This is a genomic window from Sphingobium sp. LF-16, assembly GCF_003711185.1.
Classification (GTDB): Bacteria; Pseudomonadota; Alphaproteobacteria; order Sphingomonadales; family Sphingomonadaceae; genus Sphingobium; species Sphingobium yanoikuyae_A.
The window spans coordinates 3,345,467-3,362,786 of record NZ_CP029335.1 but is presented as its reverse complement, the minus strand read 5'-3'; the positions used below and the strand labels follow the sequence as shown (position 1 = coordinate 3,362,786).

Below are 17,320 nucleotides of genomic sequence, written 5' to 3'. Positions count from 1 at the left end.
GCGACCGCGGTTTCATTCGCACAATCGACGGGCGAGGGCCAGTACCGCCGCATCATTGGGCGCATCGGCGGCCTGCGCGCTGCGCCATCCGCTGCCGCAGGCGGCAAGCGCCGCCGGACTTATCGCCACCACGTCGCTGGTTGCGCGCTGATTTTCGGCTAATATCTCCGCCAGCCGGGCGCCGGCCGCCGCAGAATGGACCAGCAGCACGCCGCCGCTCAGGTCCAGCGGATCGCAGGGCAGGGGCATCATCCGATAGACCGGGATGCGCGTCACCCGCAGCGGCCCCGCGTCCATCGGCGCCACCGCCTCGCCCGACAGATGCAGCAACGCCCGGAGCCCGTCGGCCCCGATCCGCGCGGCGATCGCGCTGGCATCGCCATCCCCCGCGACCGGATCGGCAAATCCCGCCGCCCGCAGCGCCTCGGCGGTCGCCGCGCCCACGGCATAGGTCGGCAAGGCGCGATAGGCCTGCAGCGCGGCCCCGCCGAATCGCACCGTCTGCGCGCTCGTCACCAGCAGCGCATCGAAATCCCCGGCGGGTGGCGGCGTCCAGGTCATCGCCTCGGCCGCGAACAGCGGACACAGCCGCACCGCCAGCCCCATGGCCATCGCCTTGTCCGCCGTCCTGCCGGCGCCGGGCGCGGGCCGCAGGATGATAAGCGGTCTCACCCCTCGAACAGGCTGCGCAGCGCCGGGCTTGCCCGTTCCAGCAGGCTCCGGCCGCTCGCCTCGGCTGCGTCGAAATCGCCGCGCGCCAGCCGTGCCTCGTCCCGCACCGTCTCGTCCCCTTCCGGGCTGATGATCTCGGCGCGCAGATGAATCTGTTCGCCCTCCAGCAGCGCGAGCGCGGCGATCGGCGAATGGCATGTGCCGCCCAGGCCCCGCAGCACCGCGCGTTCAGCCATCACGCAATCGAACGTGTCGCGATGGTTGATCGCCGCCAGCCAGCCCAGCATGTCGTCATTGTCGGCCAGCGTCTCGATGCCGACGGCCCCCTGCGACGGCGCCGGCAACATGGTGTCGATTTCGACCGTGGCGCCAATGTCCGCCTGCCCCAGCCGGTCGAGCCCGGCGGCGGCGAGCAACGTTGCATGGGCTTCGCCGGATTCGAGCTTGGCCAGCCGGGTGGCGACATTGCCGCGGAACAATATGATCTGCGCGTCGGGGCGTAACCGCTTCACCTGCGCGGCACGGCGCGGCGAACTGGTGCCGACGATCGGCTGCGGCGGCAGCGCGGCAAAATTTTCCACGCCGACCAGCCGGTCGCGCACATCGGCGCGCGGCAGCATCGCGGCAATGCGGATCGCATCGGGCCGGATCGTCTCGACATCCTTCATGCTGTGGACGGCGCAATCGATCTCGCCCTCCGCCAGCGCCCGGTCCAGTTCCTTGGTCCACAGCGCTTTTCCGCCGATTTCCGCCAGCGCCCGGTCCTGGATCCGGTCGCCGCTGGTCTGGACGATGACGGTGGTGATGGCGTCCTGATCCCAGCCATGGGCGTCGCGCAGCGCCTGCGCGGTCATATGGGCCTGGGCCAGCGCAAGCGGCGATCCCCTGGTGCCAAGGCGCAACGGTCGTTCGGGTCTTTTCATAAGCGGCTTGCTCTAATGGCCACGGGCACTAGATGGAAGCGGCAATGACCATCATCCTCGGCCTGGAATCAAGCTGCGACGAAACCGCGGCGGCGCTGGTGACGGCCGACGGGCAGATATTGGCCCATCGCCTCGCCACGCAGGAAGACGCGCACCGTCCCTATGGCGGCGTCGTGCCCGAAATTGCGGCCCGCGCCCATGTCGAGGCATTGGCCCCGCTGGTCGAAGCGGCCCTGGCCGACGCAAAGATGACGCTGGCCGATGTCGATGTCATCGCCGCCACCGCCGGCCCCGGCCTGATCGGCGGCGTGATGGTCGGCCTCGTCACCGGCAAGGCGCTCGCCCATGCCAGCGGCAAGCCGCTGGTCGCGGTCAATCATCTGGAGGGGCATGCGCTCTCGCCGCGCCTCGCCGACCAGAATCTGCAATTCCCCTATCTGCTGCTGCTGGTGTCAGGCGGCCATTGTCAGTTGCTCAGGGTGGAGGGCGTCGGCCAGTATCGCCGCCTTGCCACCACGATCGACGACGCTGCTGGCGAAGCCTTCGACAAGACTGCCAAGCTGCTCGGCCTCGGCTTCCCCGGCGGCCCGGCGGTGGAAAAGGCGGCAGCGCAGGGCAATCCGCGCGCCGTGCCGCTGCCGCGCCCGCTGGTCGGCACCGATGAACCCCATTTCTCCTTCGCCGGCCTCAAGAGCGCGGTGATGCGCGCCGCGCAGTCGGGCCAATATGCGGTCGAGGATATCGCCGCGAGCTTCCAGCAGGCGGTGATCGACTGCCTGCTCGACCGCACTCGCCGCGCGCTCGCCGCGAGCGAAGGCGTGACCGCACTGGTCGTGGCTGGCGGCGTCGCCGCCAATCAGTCGGTGCGTGGAGCATTGACCACGCTGGCGCAGGATCATGGCCTGCCCTTCGTCGCGCCGCCCTTGTGGCTCTGCACCGATAATGCGGCGATGATCGCCTGGGCCGGCGCGGAGCGCTATGCTGCGGGCATGACCGACGATCTCACCATCCCCGCCCGGCCGCGCTGGCCGCTCGATCCGACGGCGGAAAAGGCGCGTGGAGCAGGAGTGAAGGCATGAAGGCGGGAGTCATCGGAGCAGGCGCCTGGGGCACCGCGCTGGCGCAATTGCTGGCGGCCGACGGGCAGGATGTGCGCCTCTGGGCGCTGGAAGCCGACGTGGTCGACGCGATCAACGGCGCCCATGAAAATCCGCTCTATCTGCCCGGCCTGCCGCTTTCGCCCTCGATCCGGGCGACCGGCGTCCTGTCGGACCTGGCTGATCGCGACCTGATTCTGGTGGTCAGCCCGGCCCAGCATCTGCGCAGCGTCGTCGCGCAGGCGCCGGCCGGCGTGCCGCTGGTTCTCTGTTCCAAGGGGATAGAGGCGGGCACCGGTCTGTTGATGTCGGAAGTCGCGGCGCAGGCGCAGCCAAGCTCGCCGATCGCCGTCCTCTCCGGCCCCACCTTCGCCCATGAAGTGGCAAAGGGCTTGCCGACCGCCGTCACCTTCGCTTGCGCCGACCAGGCGCTGGCCGAAAAGCTGGCGGCGCGCATCGCCCGCCCAACCTTCCGCCCTTATCTGTCGGACGATGTCGTCGGCGCGGAAATCGGCGGCGCGGTCAAGAATGTGCTCGCCATCGCCTGCGGCGTGTCGGAAGGGGCCGGCCTCGGCCTCAATGCGCGCGCCTCGCTGATCAGCCGGGGTTTTGCCGAAATGACCCGCTTCGGCCTGGCGCGTGGCGCCCGCGCCGAAACGCTGGGCGGCCTGTCGGGCCTGGGCGACCTCGTCCTCACCTGTTCCTCCACCAATTCGCGCAACTTCTCGCTCGGCAAGGGGCTGGGCGAGGGGCAGAGCGCAGCCGAGCTTCTCTCCAACCGTCGCACCGTGGCCGAAGGCGCGCATACCGCGCCGGTGCTGCGCGATGCAGCCCGCGCGGCCGGCGTCGAAATGCCGGTGGTGGAAGCCGTCTGCGCCCTGCTCGGCGACGCCGCACCATTGGCACAGGTCATCGACGCGCTGCTGGCGCGTCCGCTGCGGCCTGAATAAGCATCGCCGCGACACAATAGATCGCCTATAGACATGAGCATGACAATCGAGGGGGACCAGGGTCCTGTGACCGCGCAGGCGACCCCTGCCGAACAGAAGGATGACATCGCCGCCCTGGCCAAGGGCGGACGGACCAACGTCTTCGGCTTCCTGCTGCGCCTGGCTGCGCGCCTGCCTTTCCTGTTCATCGCCGGCCGCTGGTATGGCGCCGATGCGCTGGGGCGCTTCGCCTATGCCGTGCTGGTGGTGGAATTCGTCGCCCAGATCGCGACGCTGGGTCTCAAGCGCGGTCTTGCCGGCGCGCTCGCCCAGACCGAACGGCCGCACAGCCATGTCGTGACCGACGCGATGGTGGTGACGCTGATCGCGTCGCTGCTGGGGGCCGGCCTGTTGATTGCCTTCCCCCAGGCGATGTTCCCCAACAGCGGCATCAACGGGCTGGACCGGTTGCTGGCGCTGATCGTCATCGCCGTGGCCACCTCCGACGTTGCGCTGGCCGCCTGCGCCTATCGCTTCGACATCGGCGCGACGGTCCGCGCGCGCTCGATCATCGAACCCTGGGCGATCAGCATCGGCGCCTTCGGTTTCGCTTATTATTCGCTGCGCGACGGTCTGATCCTCTCCTATGTCGTGTCGATGGTCGCGGCGATGATCGCCTCGATCATCCCGATGTGGCGTCATTATGGCCGGCCGCATGGCTGGCGTCCCGATGCCGGGCGGCTCTGGCGTCTGGCGCGCCGCAACCTGCCGCTCGCCGCTGCGGACGGCGTCGAATGGGGCTCGCGCCGGCTCGACATGGCGATCCTGGGCCTGTTCGTCAGCCCGGCGATCGTCGGCATCTATTATGTCGCGCAGCAGGTCGCCTCGCTGCCGCAGAAATTGAAGACCAGCTTCGACCCCATCCTGGGCCCGGTCATCACCCGCAACCTGGCCGAGGGCAATCTGGCGGCGATCGCGCGCCAGGTCAGCCAGGTCGGCTTCTGGATCATCGCCGCGCAGGCCGGCATCGCGCTGGCGCTCGGCATTCCGGGTGAGGCCGTCATGGGCCTGGTTGGTCCGCATTTCGTCGGCGGCACCGGCGCGCTCGCCTTCCTGCTGCTGGCCGAAGTGGTCGCGGCGACCGCCGTGGTCAGCGAATCCGCGCTGGTCTATATCGCCCGCCACCGCAATCTGATGATCTCGCTCAGCATGATCGCGTTGCAGGCGGCGCTCAGCTTCGGTTTGATCCTACTCGGCAAGCGCTTCGGCCTCACACCGCAGGAACTGGCCGCCGCACCTGCTCTGGGCCTCTGCATCGCGCTCGGCGCTGGCGCTTTCGTCAAGGCGCGGCTGCTCTCCAGCCTGCTCCACGCCCGCGTCAATGCCTGGCGCTGGCCCCTGCTCAGTGCCTCGGGCGTCGCCTGCATCGTTGGTGCGGCCTTCGTCGCCCTGCCTGCGCGCTTCGAATGGGTCGAACTGGCGGTCGGCGTCTGGGCGATCCTGGGCGCCTATGGCTTCGTCATCTGGCGCTGGGGCTTCGGCCCGGACGACCGTGCCCTGTTCCGCAAGCAAAAGAACCCGGCCTGATCCACCCAATAAAAAAGCCCGCCTCTCGACCGGAGAGGCGGGCTTTTTTGTCAGTGTCTGTCGCGATCAGGCGAACAGCTTGGCGCGGATCAGGTTCAGATCTTCCTCGGGACGCGCGCCCCAGTGCGAGATCACTTCGGCGGCGGCCGCCGCGCCCAGCGCCAGGCAATCCTCGACGCTGCGCGCTTCCAGATGTGCGGCCAGATAGCCGGCGGCGAACAGGTCGCCCGCGCCGGTCGTGTCGATGATCTGGCTGACGGGCGCAGCCGGGGCCTCGTGACGCACGCCATCGACGATGGCGACCGCGCCCTTTTCGCTGCGGGTCGACACCAGCACCGGCACCTTGTCGTCGAAGCGGGCCAGCGCTGCATCGAAATCATCGACCTGCGCCAGCGACTGGATCTCGCCCTCGTTCGAGAAGAGGATGTCGATCAGCCCCTGTTCGATCAGGTCGATGAAGTCGGCGCGATGGCGGTCGATCACGAAATTGTCGGACAGGGTGAAGGCGACCTTGCGGCCGGCATTGCGGGCGGCGTCGATCGCGGCGCGCATCGCGGCGCGCGGCTGCTCGGGATCCCACAGATAGCCTTCCAGATACAGGATGCGGGCCGACTGGATCAGTTCCAGGTCCAGCGCCGCTTCGGGCAGGAACTGCGAGGCGCCCAGGAAGGTGTTCATGGTGCGCTGCGCGTCCGGCGTCACCAGGATCAGGCAGCGGGCGGTCGGAATGTCGCCCTGCATCACCGGCGTGTCGAACTTGATGCCCAGCGCGCGCACGTCATGGGCGAACACCGCACCCAGCTGGTCGTCATTGACCTGGCCGATGAAGCCGCACTTGGCGCCCAGCGCGGCGAGGCCGGCCAGCGTGTTGGCGGCCGAACCGCCGCTGATTTCCTTGGCCTGGGGCATGTCGGCATAAAGGGTCTCGGCCATTTCGGCGTCGATCAGCTGCATGCCGCCCTTGGTCAGCGCATGCTGCGCCAGAAATGCGTCGTCGCTGCGGGCCAGAACATCGACAATGGCATTGCCGATCGCGACAACGTCAAGCGTGGGGGAAGAAGTCACGCGGGCTCCTGTGAAAGATGATAGGAAAATAGCGGTAAATTGGGCCGTCTCTACCGGTCCGGGGGCGCTGGCGCAACGCTGCTGATTGACGGAGCCGCCGGCGCGCAGGATATCGGGCCATGATCATCACCGCGGCGCTGCGCGCCTTCCCCCTGATCTTCCACGCCGCCGCCCGCCGGCTGCTGGTCAAGACGCTGGCGCTGACCCTGTTGCTCTTCGCCCTGCTGGGCGTCGGGCTATGGGCGGCCTTTCACGCCACGCGCCTGCATTTCGGCTGGGGCGAGGGCGACGGTTGGGGCGGTATGGCGGAGGCGGCAGCGACCGGCCTTGCCATGATCGCGGCCAGCTGGCTGCTGTTCCGCACCATTGCCATGCTGGTCATGGGCCTGTTCGCCGACGATGTGATCGAGGCGGTGGAGCGCGATACTTATCCACAGGCTGTAGGCCGGCCGGTGGGCTATGCGCGCAGTTTCCATTATGCACTGCGCTCGGTCGGCCGAACGCTCGGCTGGAACCTGCTGGCGCTCCCCGGCTATGTGCTGCTGCTGGTCACAGGGTTCGGCACAATCGGGCTGTTCCTCGCGGTGAACGCCTATCTGCTCGGCCGCGACCTTGCCGACATGGTCGAGCCGCGCCATCCCGGCCTGCCGCCGATTGGCCGTGGCAACCGGTGGCTCATGGGCCTCGTTTCGGCGCTTCTCTTCCTCATTCCCCTGGTCAACCTGCTTGCGCCGATCTGGAGCGCGGCTATGGCGGTCCACATGTTGCTAGGGTCCAAGAGGAAGCCGGTCTGATGTCGCCCCGTTTCGCGCTCGCCGCGCTCCTGTCGCTGCCGCTTGCGGCCTGTGGCGGCGTCGTCCCGCCCGCCACCAGCTACACCCCGCCGCCCGCCGGTCCGCCGGCCAGCGCCTTCACCAAGACCGGACCGCTGATGGGCATGGATGCCAAACGCCTGACCCAGATGTTCGGCACGCCGCGCCTCGACATTCGCGAAACGACCGTGCGCAAGCTGCAATTCGCCAATGGTCGCTGCGTGCTCGACGCCTATCTTTATTCGCCCGGCAAGGGGAAGGAGCCGGTGGTGACCCATGTCGATGCCCGCACGCCCGCCGGCACAGACGTCGACCACGCTTCCTGCGCGGCTACGCTCCAGCAGCGCTGAGCAATTGGCCTAGCGCCCATTCGGCCGCTTCCGCCACGACTGGATCGGGATCGGAGGTCAGCGGCCGCAGCCGGTCGACCAGCCCCAGGTCGCCGCTATTGCCGGCCGCGATCGCCGCATTGCGCACCATCCGGTCGCGCCCGATCCGCTTGATCGGCGACCCGGAGAAAATCTCGCGAAAGCCCGCATCGTCCAGGTCGAGCAGGTCGCCCAGCGCCGGTGCCGCCAGCTCCGCCCGGCCGATGAAGGCGCGGTTGGCCGCTGCCCCCTGCGCAAACTTGTTCCAGGGGCAGGCCGCAAGGCAATCGTCGCAGCCATAGATGCGATTGCCCATCCGTGCCCGGAACTCTTCCGGGATCGGTCCCTTATGCTCGATCGTCAGGTACGAGATGCAGCGCCGCGCATCGACGATATAGGGCGCGGGAAAGGCATCGGTCGGGCAGGATGACAGGCAGGCCGTGCAACTGCCGCAATGGTCCACCTCCGGCGCGTCGGGTTCCAATGCGATCTCGGTATAGATGGCGCCCAGGAACAGCCAGCTGCCATGCTGACGGCTCACCAGATTGCTGTGCTTGCCCTGCCAGCCCAGCCCCGCGCCCTGCGCCAGCGGCTTTTCCATCACGGGTGCGGTATCGACGAACACTTTCAGCGCGGTCGGCTGCTGATCGACCAGCCAGCGGGCCAACGCCTTCAGCGCCTTCTTCACCACATCATGATAGTCGCGACCCTGCGCATAGACGGAAATGCGGCCCCGATCGCCGACCTCGGCCAGCGCCAGCGGATCACGACCAGGGGCATAGCTCATCCCCAGCATGATGACGCTGCGCGCCTCGGGCCACAGGCCCGTGGGCGATCCGCGCTGCTCGGCCCGCTCCTCCATCCACAACATGTCGCCATGATGGCCGGCCTCCAGCCATTGGCGCAGCCGCTCGGCCGTGCGCGGCGCGGCATCGGCGCGCGCGATCGCACAGGCGGCAAAGCCCAACTGCGCGGCCTGCGCTTTCAGGCGCTGCTCCAATGTTTCGTTTTGCACTGGCATGGTCCGGGATTATCAGGGGCGGATGATCGGTGACACTCCGGCTCCTGCCGCCCCCTATGCCGTCGAAGGCCATGCTCTTGTCAAGGCGTTCGGCGATTTTCGCGCGGTGGATGGCGTCGACATCGCCGTGCCCGCCGGCACCATCTATGGCATTTTGGGGCCGAACGGCGCGGGCAAGACGACCTTGCTGCGCACCCTGCTCGGCATCATCGACCCTGACGAGGGCCACCGCACCCTGCTGGGCGATCCGGCGCCGCTGCGCATGGCCAAGCAGGTCGGCTATCTGCCCGAGGAGCGCGGCCTTTACCCGTCGATGAAGGCCTATGAGGCGATCGCCTTCATGGGGGCGCTACGCGGCCTGCCGCTCCATGTCGGGCGCGAACGGGCGCGCGCCATGCTCCAGGACTATGGCATGGGTGCCTCGGTCGAAAAGCCGATCCGCCAGCTCTCCAAGGGCATGGCCCAGACGGTGCAATTGTTCGGCACCATCGTCCATGAACCGCGCCTCATCGTCCTCGACGAGCCCTTCTCCGGCCTCGACGCGATGAATCAGGAAAAGCTGGAGGCGCTGATCCGTGATCAGGCGCGCAAGGGCGTCACCATCCTCTTTTCCACCCATGTCATCGCCCATGCCGAACGATTGTGCGAACGCATCGCCATTGTCGCGGGCGGCCGCATCCGGTTCGAAGGATCGGTCGGCGATGCGCGCGACCGGCTGCCGCCCCAGGTGACATTGCGCACACGGCTGAGCGACGGTGCCTGGCGCCGCGCCTTGCCGACCGACACACTGGCGCAGGATGGCGCCTGGCATTTCGCGCTGCCCGATGACGGCATAGAACCGCTGCTGCGGGCCCTGCTCGACGGTCAGGCCGGGATCGAAAGCCTGTCGATCGAACGGCCGGGCCTGCATGACGCCTTCGTCGCGATCGCGGGGGAGGCTACCGCCCGCCAGATGCGCGATGACGCCACGCAGGAGGCCGGGGCATGAAGGAATTGCTGCGCGCCGCCAGCGTGATCGCCCGGCGGGATTTCACTGCCGTCGTCCTGTCCCGCACCTTCATCCTGTTCCTGATCGGGCCGTTGGTGCCGATCGTCATCGGCATGGTCTTTGCCGGTTTCACCCAGAAGATTTCCAGCACCGACCTGCGCCCGGTTGTCGGCATCGCCATGGCGCCCGCCGATGTCGGCGCGCTCGAACGGGCGCACAAGCGCCTGACCGAACGCATGGGGCCACAGGCGCTGCCGCGGCTTCACGCCGTTTCTCCTGATACCCCGCCGCGCATCTTGCTGGCCCGACCGGAATCGGACGTCGTCGCCATTCTCTCGGGCACGGTCTCCCGCCCGGTCCTGACCGGCAAGCCCGAGGACCTGGACCGGCTGCAGGGCGATCTCAGCCTGATCGCCAGCGCGGCGCAGGCCGAAAAGGTGCTGCACATGGTCAAGGTCGAGCGACAGGAAGTGGCGACCAGTCTCGGCGCCCAGTCTCAGGCCCGTCTGCTGATCGGTCGCACCGGCCAGATCGTCATCTTCTTCCTTACCATCTTGCTGGCGGGCATGATCCTGTCCAATCTGGTCGAGGAAAAGACGAACAAGATTATCGAGATATTGGCCGCTGCCGTGCCGGTCGACGCGATCTTCCTCGGCAAGCTGATCGCCATGCTGGGGATGAGCTTCGTCGGCATCGCCTTCTGGGGCGCCACCGCCTTCACCATCTTCATGGCGTTGAAGGCGCCCGGCACGGCCCTGCCCGATCCGGCGGTGGGCTGGCCTGCCTTCATCGCGCTCGGCATCATCTATTTCGCCATGGCTTATACGCTGCTCGGCTCGCTGTTCCTGGGCATCGGCGCACAGGCGGCGACCGTGCGCGAGGTGCAGACGCTCAACATGCCGATCACCATGGGGCAGATGATGATCTTCTTCTTCGTCTCCTACACGGTCGACCATATGGGATCGCCGCTGGAAGTGGCGTCGGTGGTCTTTCCCTTCTCGTCGCCCTTCGCGATGATCGCGCGGGCGGCGCAGGATGCGGCGCTCTGGCCGCATCTGGTGGCGATCCTGTGGCAGGGCGCGTGGGTCGCCCTCATCATCCGCATCGGCGTGCTGCTGTTCCGTCGCCATGTGCTCAAATCGGGCGGTCGCTGGTGGAAGCAGTTGTTCAGGAGCTCGACAGGCTGAGCAGGCTAGGGAGATGGAATGAACCGGCGGCATTTTCTCTATGGCGTCGCGACCGGCGCCTCTGCACTGGCCTTGTGGCAATTCCGCCCCGACGCGGCGGAAGCCGCCTATCCCTATCGCCTGACCGACGCGCAATGGCGCAGCAAGCTCAGCCCCTGGGCCTATAAGGTGCTGCGTCAGGGCGCGACCGAGTTTCCCGACAGCAGCCCGCTCAACCGCGAACATCGCGCCGGCATTTTCACCTGCGCGGGCTGTGCACAGAATCTGTTCAGTTCGAAGACGAAGTTCGACAGCGGCACCGGCTGGCCCAGCTTCTATGCGCCCTTGCCCGGCGCCGTCGGCACGTCGCGCGACTTCAGCCTGGGCGTGCCCCGGACCGAAGTCCATTGCGCCCGCTGCGGCGGGCATCTCGGCCATATGTTCGACGACGGGCCAAAGCCCACGGGCCTGCGTTACTGCATGAACGGCGTGGCCCTGGCCTTCAGTCCCGCCTGACCTTGTAGATGCGCAGCGGTCCCTTGGTGGGCAGCGGTTGCAGCCAGTCGGGCACATTGCTCCGCATCAGGTGCGCCGACAGGCTCTGGGGATGATCCTTGGCATAGAGCGCATATTCGGTCAGGCCCGCGCAGGTCACGACATAGTCGGCGCCACGCCCGCCATTGACCGACTGGATCACCGCGCGCGCCTTTTCCGGCGTCGCCATGAATCCTTCGATCACGGCGGTAATGCCGGCGGCGTTGCGGTGATGGGCAGTGCCGATCACGCGGTGCGGCGTCTGCACCAATATGTCGGGGCCAAGGTCCAGCGGCGCGAACAGGGTGGACGGGGGCAGGGTGTGCAGCGGCGCCAGCGTGGCGGCGGCCCGGCAATTGACGGCGCTGGTCTTGGCCGACGGGGCGTTGGGGATCAGGGCAATCCACAATGCGCTGATCCCGGCGGGGGTCAGCAGGATCAGCGCCACCGATCCCAGGACGCGCACCAGCGCCTGCGATGATGCCTGTACCTTGCGGAACAGGGCGATCAGCAACCAGGCGACACCGGGCAGAGCATAGACATGGGCGACCGACACGGCGCGCATAACCAGCAGCGATACCGCCATCGCCCCCAGCAGCAACAGGCCCAGCGCCAACCAGCGCATGCGCGCATCGCGGTTTACGGTTTGCCGCGCGGCGACCATTGCGCCGGCCAGCCCAACCAGTGCGGGCAACAGGATCACGCCGCGCAGCGACAGGCTCTGCACCCAGATCGGCCGGCCCTCCATCACCTGCAAATACCAATATTTATAGGCCAGCGGCCCGAGCGCCTGGAACGGATCGCCTGACAGGCAGGGACCACCGATCGCCAGCAGGATCGCAATGGCGGCCCCGCCGCCGATCGCGGCGATCAGGAAGCGCCGGGACATGCTGGCCGTGCCGATCAGCTTGCCGGCCAGCGGCACCAGCACCGCCATTGCCACCAGCGGCCAGACATAGGCGGCCGACAGCGCGTCGCATTGGTCATGCAGCAAGGCCGCCTTTCCGCGCAGCAAGGCCAGCAGCGCAAGCGCCGCCCCGCCCAGCGTCGCCGCAAAGGCCATGAAGCGCGGCGCTTCCCGGCCATCAAGCCATTGGCGCAGCGCAAACAGTCCGGCGAACAGCGCGACATAGGGCAGGGCTTCACTCGAAATCTGCAACCAGACTGCCAGCGCCAGCGCGCTCGTCACGCCGCCACGCACCCGGCTGCTATCCAGTGCGCCGGCCAGCGCGATCGTCGCCATCCAGATCTGCCAGCCATGATGGTCGATCCGCAGCGGCGTGAATTGCACCAGGATCGACGGTGCCGTCAGCAGCAAGGCCACGGTCATCAGGGCCAGAACAGGATCGCCAAGCCGCCGGGCCGCCAGATGCACGGTGCCGGCCAACCCGCCCAGCAACAGCAGCGGCACGGTGATGCAGGCGACCAGTTCTGCGGTCGCAGGCCCCAGCAGTAGCCGTGCCAGCAGGATCAGCCCTGCCACCGGCATGTCGACGATGCGCGACCAGTGCATCGGTCCGCCCAGTGGCGGGTTCACCCGATGCTGGCTGACATCCCAGAAGTTCTGTCCGCCGATCCAGTCACGCACCTGCACCAGCCGCATCGCATCGTCGGGGTCGCGAAAGCCCAGCGCGGCGAAATCGCCATGGAACAGCCACAGCATGACCGCGCTGCACGCCAGCCAGGCGAGCAGGATCAGCCAGCGGCCATGACGCTCAACTGCGCGCGAAAATGCCATATTTGCGGATCGCATAGACGCTCAGGAAACTGGCGGGGACCGATATCAGCTTGGCGATCGCCGGGGCAATGCCGACGGCGCTCAGCCCGCCAACCATGGCCATGGTGATCTCCATGCCAACCAGCGCACTGGCCACGAAGCCGAACCGCTGGGCGTGACTGGGGCCGGCGCCCGTGTCGAACACGAAGCGGATGCTGATCACCCAATGCACGACCAGGCCGATCGCATAGCCGCCAAAGGCTGCCAGCATCGGCGTTGTACCGGCTCGGCTCAGCATCAGGAAGGCCGCCATGTCGCTCGACAGCGCGCAGATGCTGGCCAGCAGGTAGCGGGCGAACATGAAGCGCGTGGCGATGGCGCCCAGCCGGGCGGTCAGGGCGCGCAACGGTTCGCCCATCGGCTCATGCGGCCTTCAGGCGGGAAGGCAACAGTCGTTCGCTGGCAAGGGCGGCGCGCTGTCCTTCGACATCCTGTCCCTCCTCGCCCGATTCATGATATTCGGCATCCTCGTTGACGCCCCAGACGTCATAGACGCGGGTGCCGGCCTCGATGTTGCGCACTGTCAACATCGCCGTCATCATCGCATGATCCTGGTTGTTATAGCGGTGCATGCCGTTGCGGCCGACCAGATGGAGCGTCGGGGCGACGGCTTCCAGCTCGGTGCGCATCGCCAGCACATGGTCGGCATAGGCATCGTCATAGACCGGATAGGCCTTTTCCTGCCGCACCACCGCGCCGCCGACGACATCGTCGGGATTGCACAGGCCCAATATGGCCATTTCCTTCTTGGCCAGGTCGATCAGGTCGGCGTCGGCCGACGCCCACAGCCCGTCGCCCTCGAAGCAGAAATATTCCAGGCCCACACAGGCGACCGATTCATCGGGCACCATTTCGGGCGACCAGCTGCGGAAATTCTGGATGCGGCCGACCTGTACCTTGCTGTCGTGGATATAGATCCAGTTGTCGGGGAACAGATCCTCCGACTTGATCATCAGCGTCACGGTCAGGAAATCGCGATATTTGAGCTCCATCGCCTCGGGCAGGGTTTCGGGCAGCGGATGGATGCGCGCGGCCAGCTCACGCATCGGCGCGGACGAAATCACATGGGCGGCGTTGATGATGACATCGCCGTCCGGGCCGTCCGCCACCACGCGCCAGCGCTCCGTGCCCTGATCCTGCGCCAGCTGCTTCAGGCTGTGCGCCATCAATATCTGGTTGCCGCCCTCGATCACCCGGTCGCGCGCGGCTTCCCACATCATGCCGGGGCCAAGGCGCGGATAGCGGAAGGTTTCGAGCAACGTCTTGGTCGCCATGCCGTCATTGGGCTTCTTGTTGAGGCCCAGCGAGCGCTTCAGCCCATCGACCACCGCCCCCCAGAGCGACAGGCCCTTGATCCGCTGCGCCGCCCAGTCGGCCGACATCTCGTCGCACGGCATGCCCCAGACCTTTTCCGTATAGGTCTTGAAGAAGATCGAGAACAGCTTGTGGCCGAACGCGTTGACGGTCCAGTCCTGGAAGGAACGGACATTGCGGTTGGGGAACAGCTTGGCCTTGGCGAAGCTCGCCATGCACAGGGTCGAGCGCCACACACCCAGATTCCACAGCGCCTCGAACGCGCGCAGGGGATAGGAGTAGAATTTCCCCTCATAATAGATGCGGCTCATGCGCGGGCGCTGGATGAAATCGTCCGGCAGGATTTCGTTCCACAGGTCGACCACTTCCTTCGACTTGGAAAAGAAGCGGTGGCCGCCAATATCGAATCGATAGCCATCCAGTTCGACCGTGCGGCTGATGCCGCCGACATAGACCGGGTCTTTCTCGATGACGGTGACGGAAAAGCCTTTCTTCGTCAGCAGATAGGCGGCGGTCAGGCCGGCCGGGCCTGCCCCGATGATGGCGACGTCCACACTCTGGTCGACACGCGACATGCTCTATATCCCCTGGATGGTCCTTCGTGTCACGCTGAGTGAAGGAAATCCTCTAAGGAGTGGTTAATCGCCGGTAAGCATGAATGAGCCGCCGACAGGAAAGGGCCGCCCCGCATGTGCGGAACGGCCCCCTGCAGTCCCCGTGACGGGGAAGGCTTCCCTTGCGGGATGGGTGAAGATCAGCCCTGGCGCTGGGCCAGCGCGTTGAGGTCGCTGCGTGCGCCGTCCAGAGCGCTGCCGACACAGTCGCGATAGTCGGGCGTCGCCGGCAGGATCGATCCGTTGACCCAGCCGCACACCTGCTTGGCGGCGCGGCTGATGCGATAATCGGCGCGGCGCAGGCCATTGTTGCTGGCCAGGTTCAGGTCGGCCACCGATACGGCGATGGTGCGGGTGGTGAGGCCGGTGGTGCCGTCAACGACGACTTCGTTGCTGCTGTTGCCGGCGATAGCCATGCCAGGCAGCGCAAGGGCCAGGGTGGCGGCCATCGCCACCAGCGTCTTCTTGGTCATCCTATTCTCCTGTCGAACATGCTTTTTCTTATGTCGTGCCCAACGCCTGACGTGGGTGCGGGGTCGTCATCCTAAATAGGATTGCCCGGTGACATTGAAAAGAGGCCAATTGCCAAAAAATGGCAGTTTTCTGCGATTTTGCGGGTGCGAACAGGATCGTTTCGCACCCGCATAAACCTGATCGCGATATCGTCCCAACGCGCCATCTAGCGCGTTGGGAAACAAGCCTTAATGGCGGAAGTGACGCATGCCGGTGAAGACCATCGCCAGGCCCGCTTCATCTGCTGCAGCAATGACTTCCTCGTCACGGATCGAGCCGCCCGGCTGGATCACCGCCGTCGCGCCGGCTTCCACTGCCGCCAGCAGGCCGTCAGCGAAGGGGAAGAAGGCGTCGGAGGCGACCGCCGAACCGATGGTACGCGGTTCGCTCCAGCCGGCCTTCTCGGCCGCGTCCTTCGCCTTCCAGGCGGCGATGCGCGCCGATTCCAGACGGTTCATCTGGCCCGCGCCGACGCCGGCGGTGCTGCCGCCCTTGGCATAGACGATCGCGTTCGACTTCACATGCTTGGCCACGGTCCAGGCGAACAGGCAATCCTTCAACTCCTGCTCGGTAGGCGCGCGCTTGGTCACGACCTTGAGCGCATCCAGATCGACCTTGCCATTGTCGCGGCTCTGGACCAGCAGGCCGCCGGCAATGCTCTTGACCATCAGGCCGGGGCGGGCCGGATCGGGCAGTTCGCCGGTCAGCAGCAGGCGCAGATTCTTCTTCTTGGCAAAGATCGCCTTGGCTTCGTCATCGGCGTCGGGCGCGGCGACGACTTCGGTGAAGATGCCGCTGATCGCTTCGGCGGTCGGGCCGTCGAGCGGACGGTTGACGGCGATGATGCCGCCGAATGCCGACACGCTGTCGCAGGCCAGCGCCGCTTCATAGGCTTCGATCAGCGTATCGCCGGTGGCGACGCCGCACGGATTGGCGTGCTTCACGATCACCACGGTCGGCGGGCCGTCGCGGAATTCGCTGACCAGCTCCAGCGCCGCATCGGCGTCGTTATAATTATTGTAGCTCAGTTCCTTGCCCTGGATCTGCTTGGCCTGGGCGATGCCATTCGCGGTCGGGCCGTTGGGCAGGTAGAGCGCCGCCGACTGGTGCGGGTTCTCGCCATAGCGCAGCGTGGTGCTGAGCTTGCTCGACAGTGACAGGCTTTCGGGGAAGGCGACGCCCTGGTCGGCAAAGGCGAACCAGCTGGCGATCATCGAATCATAGGCGGCGGTGGCGGCATAGGCCTTGGCCGCCAGCATCCGGCGGAAATCATAGCTGGTGGCGCCGCCCTTCTCGGCCATTTCGGCGATCAGGCGGGCATAGTCGGCCGGATCGGTGACGATCGCGACGCTCTCATGATTCTTCGCGGCCGAACGGACCATCGACGGGCCGCCAATGTCGATATTCTCGATGATCTCGTCGCGGTCGGCGCCCTTGGCCACGGTCGCGGCGAAGGGATAGAGGTTGACGATCACCAGGTCGATCGCGCCGATTGCATGCTCGTCCATCGACGCGACATGCTCGGGATTGCCCCGCACCGCCAGCAGGCCGCCATGGACCTTGGGGTGCAGCGTCTTGACGCGGCCGTCCATCATTTCGGGAAAGCCGGTCAGCTCGGAAATATCCTTCACGGCCAGGCCCGCCTCGCGCAGCGCCTTGGCGGTGCCGCCGGTGGACACCAGTTCGACGCCATGCTGGCCCAGTGCCTGGCCCAGTTCGATGAGGCCGGTCTTGTCCGATACGGAAAGGAGGGCGCGCTTGATGGTGACGTCGGTGGTCATGGGGATGCTTCCTGCTGTTCGGGATGCCGCTTCAGGCTTGCCGCAGCCCTCTAGTCGCGCGCGGCGCAAAAATACAGTCCTCAAGCGCAGGGAATTTCCCGATCTTGCGGGCCTTTGCCGCTACTGTATTGTGATTGCATAACAGTTGGGGGATCTGAC

17 protein-coding genes are annotated in these 17,320 nt (G+C 66.7%); 8 read left to right on the top strand and 9 right to left on the bottom strand.

The window, feature by feature from the left end; genetic code table 11:
• Window positions 1–12: 12 nt before the first annotated feature.
• A complete protein-coding gene (locus tag DIZ22_RS15730; protein ID WP_048938143.1) occupies window positions 13–672 on the bottom strand; it encodes a uroporphyrinogen-III synthase in 660 nt (219 codons plus the stop codon).
• A complete protein-coding gene (gene hemC / locus DIZ22_RS15725) occupies window positions 669–1,595 on the bottom strand; it encodes a hydroxymethylbilane synthase (RefSeq protein ID WP_048938142.1) in 927 nt (308 codons plus the stop codon). The genes DIZ22_RS15730 and hemC overlap by 4 nt, the downstream gene beginning before the upstream one ends.
• A 44-nt stretch (window positions 1,596–1,639) precedes the next feature.
• Here hemC and tsaD point away from each other — a divergent pair, with 44 nt between their 5' ends.
• The 3 genes from tsaD to DIZ22_RS15710 are packed head-to-tail and all read left to right on the top strand — an operon-like array spanning window position 1,640 to window position 5,208.
• The gene (tsaD, locus tag DIZ22_RS15720; RefSeq protein WP_048938168.1) at window positions 1,640–2,674 is read left to right on the top strand and encodes a tRNA (adenosine(37)-N6)-threonylcarbamoyltransferase complex transferase subunit TsaD; all 1,035 of its coding nucleotides are present in this window, start codon (window positions 1,640–1,642) and stop codon (window positions 2,672–2,674) included.
• Window positions 2,671–3,642: an NAD(P)H-dependent glycerol-3-phosphate dehydrogenase gene (locus tag DIZ22_RS15715; protein ID WP_048938141.1), complete on the top strand. Its 972-nt coding sequence runs from the start codon at window positions 2,671–2,673 to the stop codon at window positions 3,640–3,642. Before tsaD ends, DIZ22_RS15715 begins: the two co-directional genes overlap by 4 nt.
• Before the next feature lie 33 nt (window positions 3,643–3,675).
• Window positions 3,676–5,208 (top strand): lipopolysaccharide biosynthesis protein, encoded by a 1,533-nt coding sequence (locus tag DIZ22_RS15710; RefSeq protein ID WP_010338681.1) that lies wholly within the window; start codon window positions 3,676–3,678, stop codon window positions 5,206–5,208.
• Between the two features lie 66 nt (window positions 5,209–5,274).
• Here the strand turns inward: DIZ22_RS15710 and DIZ22_RS15705 are convergent, their stop codons facing one another.
• On the bottom strand, window positions 5,275–6,273 hold the full coding sequence (locus DIZ22_RS15705; RefSeq protein WP_122928394.1) for an adenosine kinase: 999 nt from the start codon (window positions 6,271–6,273) through the stop codon (window positions 5,275–5,277).
• A 119-nt stretch (window positions 6,274–6,392) separates the two neighbouring features.
• Between DIZ22_RS15705 and DIZ22_RS15700 the strand changes: the two genes are divergently transcribed.
• Together DIZ22_RS15700 and DIZ22_RS15695 are read left to right on the top strand one after the other, a co-directional pair.
• Window positions 6,393–7,067, top strand: coding sequence for an EI24 domain-containing protein (locus tag DIZ22_RS15700; protein WP_048938139.1), 675 nt, complete (start codon window positions 6,393–6,395; stop codon window positions 7,065–7,067).
• The gene (locus DIZ22_RS15695; RefSeq protein WP_004208885.1) at window positions 7,067–7,435 is read left to right on the top strand and encodes a hypothetical protein; all 369 of its coding nucleotides are present in this window, start codon (window positions 7,067–7,069) and stop codon (window positions 7,433–7,435) included. The genes DIZ22_RS15700 and DIZ22_RS15695 overlap by 1 nt, the downstream gene beginning before the upstream one ends.
• Here DIZ22_RS15695 and queG read toward each other — a convergent pair.
• Window positions 7,416–8,474 carry a tRNA epoxyqueuosine(34) reductase QueG gene (gene queG, locus DIZ22_RS15690; protein ID WP_048938138.1) on the bottom strand — a complete coding sequence of 353 codons (1,059 nt, stop codon included), beginning with the start codon at window positions 8,472–8,474 and terminating at the stop codon, window positions 7,416–7,418. The two genes, DIZ22_RS15695 and queG, sit on opposite strands and share 20 nt — an antisense overlap.
• A gap of 22 nt (window positions 8,475–8,496) precedes the next feature.
• Between queG and DIZ22_RS15685 the strand changes: the two genes are divergently transcribed.
• From DIZ22_RS15685 to msrB, 3 genes are read left to right on the top strand one after another with little or no spacing between them, the layout of a single operon-like run.
• Window positions 8,497–9,462, top strand: coding sequence for an ATP-binding cassette domain-containing protein (locus DIZ22_RS15685; protein WP_048938167.1), 966 nt, complete (start codon window positions 8,497–8,499; stop codon window positions 9,460–9,462).
• Window positions 9,459–10,649, top strand: coding sequence for an ABC transporter permease (locus DIZ22_RS15680; RefSeq protein ID WP_048938137.1), 1,191 nt, complete (start codon window positions 9,459–9,461; stop codon window positions 10,647–10,649). The genes DIZ22_RS15685 and DIZ22_RS15680 overlap by 4 nt, the downstream gene beginning before the upstream one ends.
• Window positions 10,650–10,667: 18 nt before the next feature.
• Window positions 10,668–11,144, top strand: a complete 477-nt coding sequence (msrB, locus tag DIZ22_RS15675) for a peptide-methionine (R)-S-oxide reductase MsrB (RefSeq protein WP_122928393.1) — start codon at window positions 10,668–10,670, stop codon at window positions 11,142–11,144.
• Here msrB and DIZ22_RS15670 read toward each other — a convergent pair.
• From DIZ22_RS15670 to purH, 5 genes are all read right to left on the bottom strand, one after another.
• Window positions 11,131–12,900, bottom strand: coding sequence for a hypothetical protein (locus DIZ22_RS15670; protein ID WP_048938135.1), 1,770 nt, complete (start codon window positions 12,898–12,900; stop codon window positions 11,131–11,133). The genes msrB and DIZ22_RS15670 overlap by 14 nt on opposite strands.
• Window positions 12,878–13,297: a GtrA family protein gene (locus DIZ22_RS15665; RefSeq protein WP_048938134.1), complete on the bottom strand. Its 420-nt coding sequence runs from the start codon at window positions 13,295–13,297 to the stop codon at window positions 12,878–12,880. Before DIZ22_RS15665 ends, DIZ22_RS15670 begins: the two co-directional genes overlap by 23 nt.
• A 4-nt stretch (window positions 13,298–13,301) precedes the next feature.
• The gene (locus DIZ22_RS15660; RefSeq protein ID WP_048938133.1) at window positions 13,302–14,828 is read right to left on the bottom strand and encodes an NAD(P)/FAD-dependent oxidoreductase; all 1,527 of its coding nucleotides are present in this window, start codon (window positions 14,826–14,828) and stop codon (window positions 13,302–13,304) included.
• Window positions 14,829–15,007: 179 nt separating this feature from the next.
• Entirely contained in the window at window positions 15,008–15,340 is a 333-nt protein-coding gene (locus tag DIZ22_RS15655) for a UrcA family protein (protein WP_004208877.1), read from the bottom strand.
• Between the two features lie 228 nt (window positions 15,341–15,568).
• The gene (gene purH, locus DIZ22_RS15650; protein ID WP_048938132.1) at window positions 15,569–17,161 is read right to left on the bottom strand and encodes a bifunctional phosphoribosylaminoimidazolecarboxamide formyltransferase/IMP cyclohydrolase; all 1,593 of its coding nucleotides are present in this window, start codon (window positions 17,159–17,161) and stop codon (window positions 15,569–15,571) included.
• Window positions 17,162–17,320: the final 159 nt, after the last annotated feature.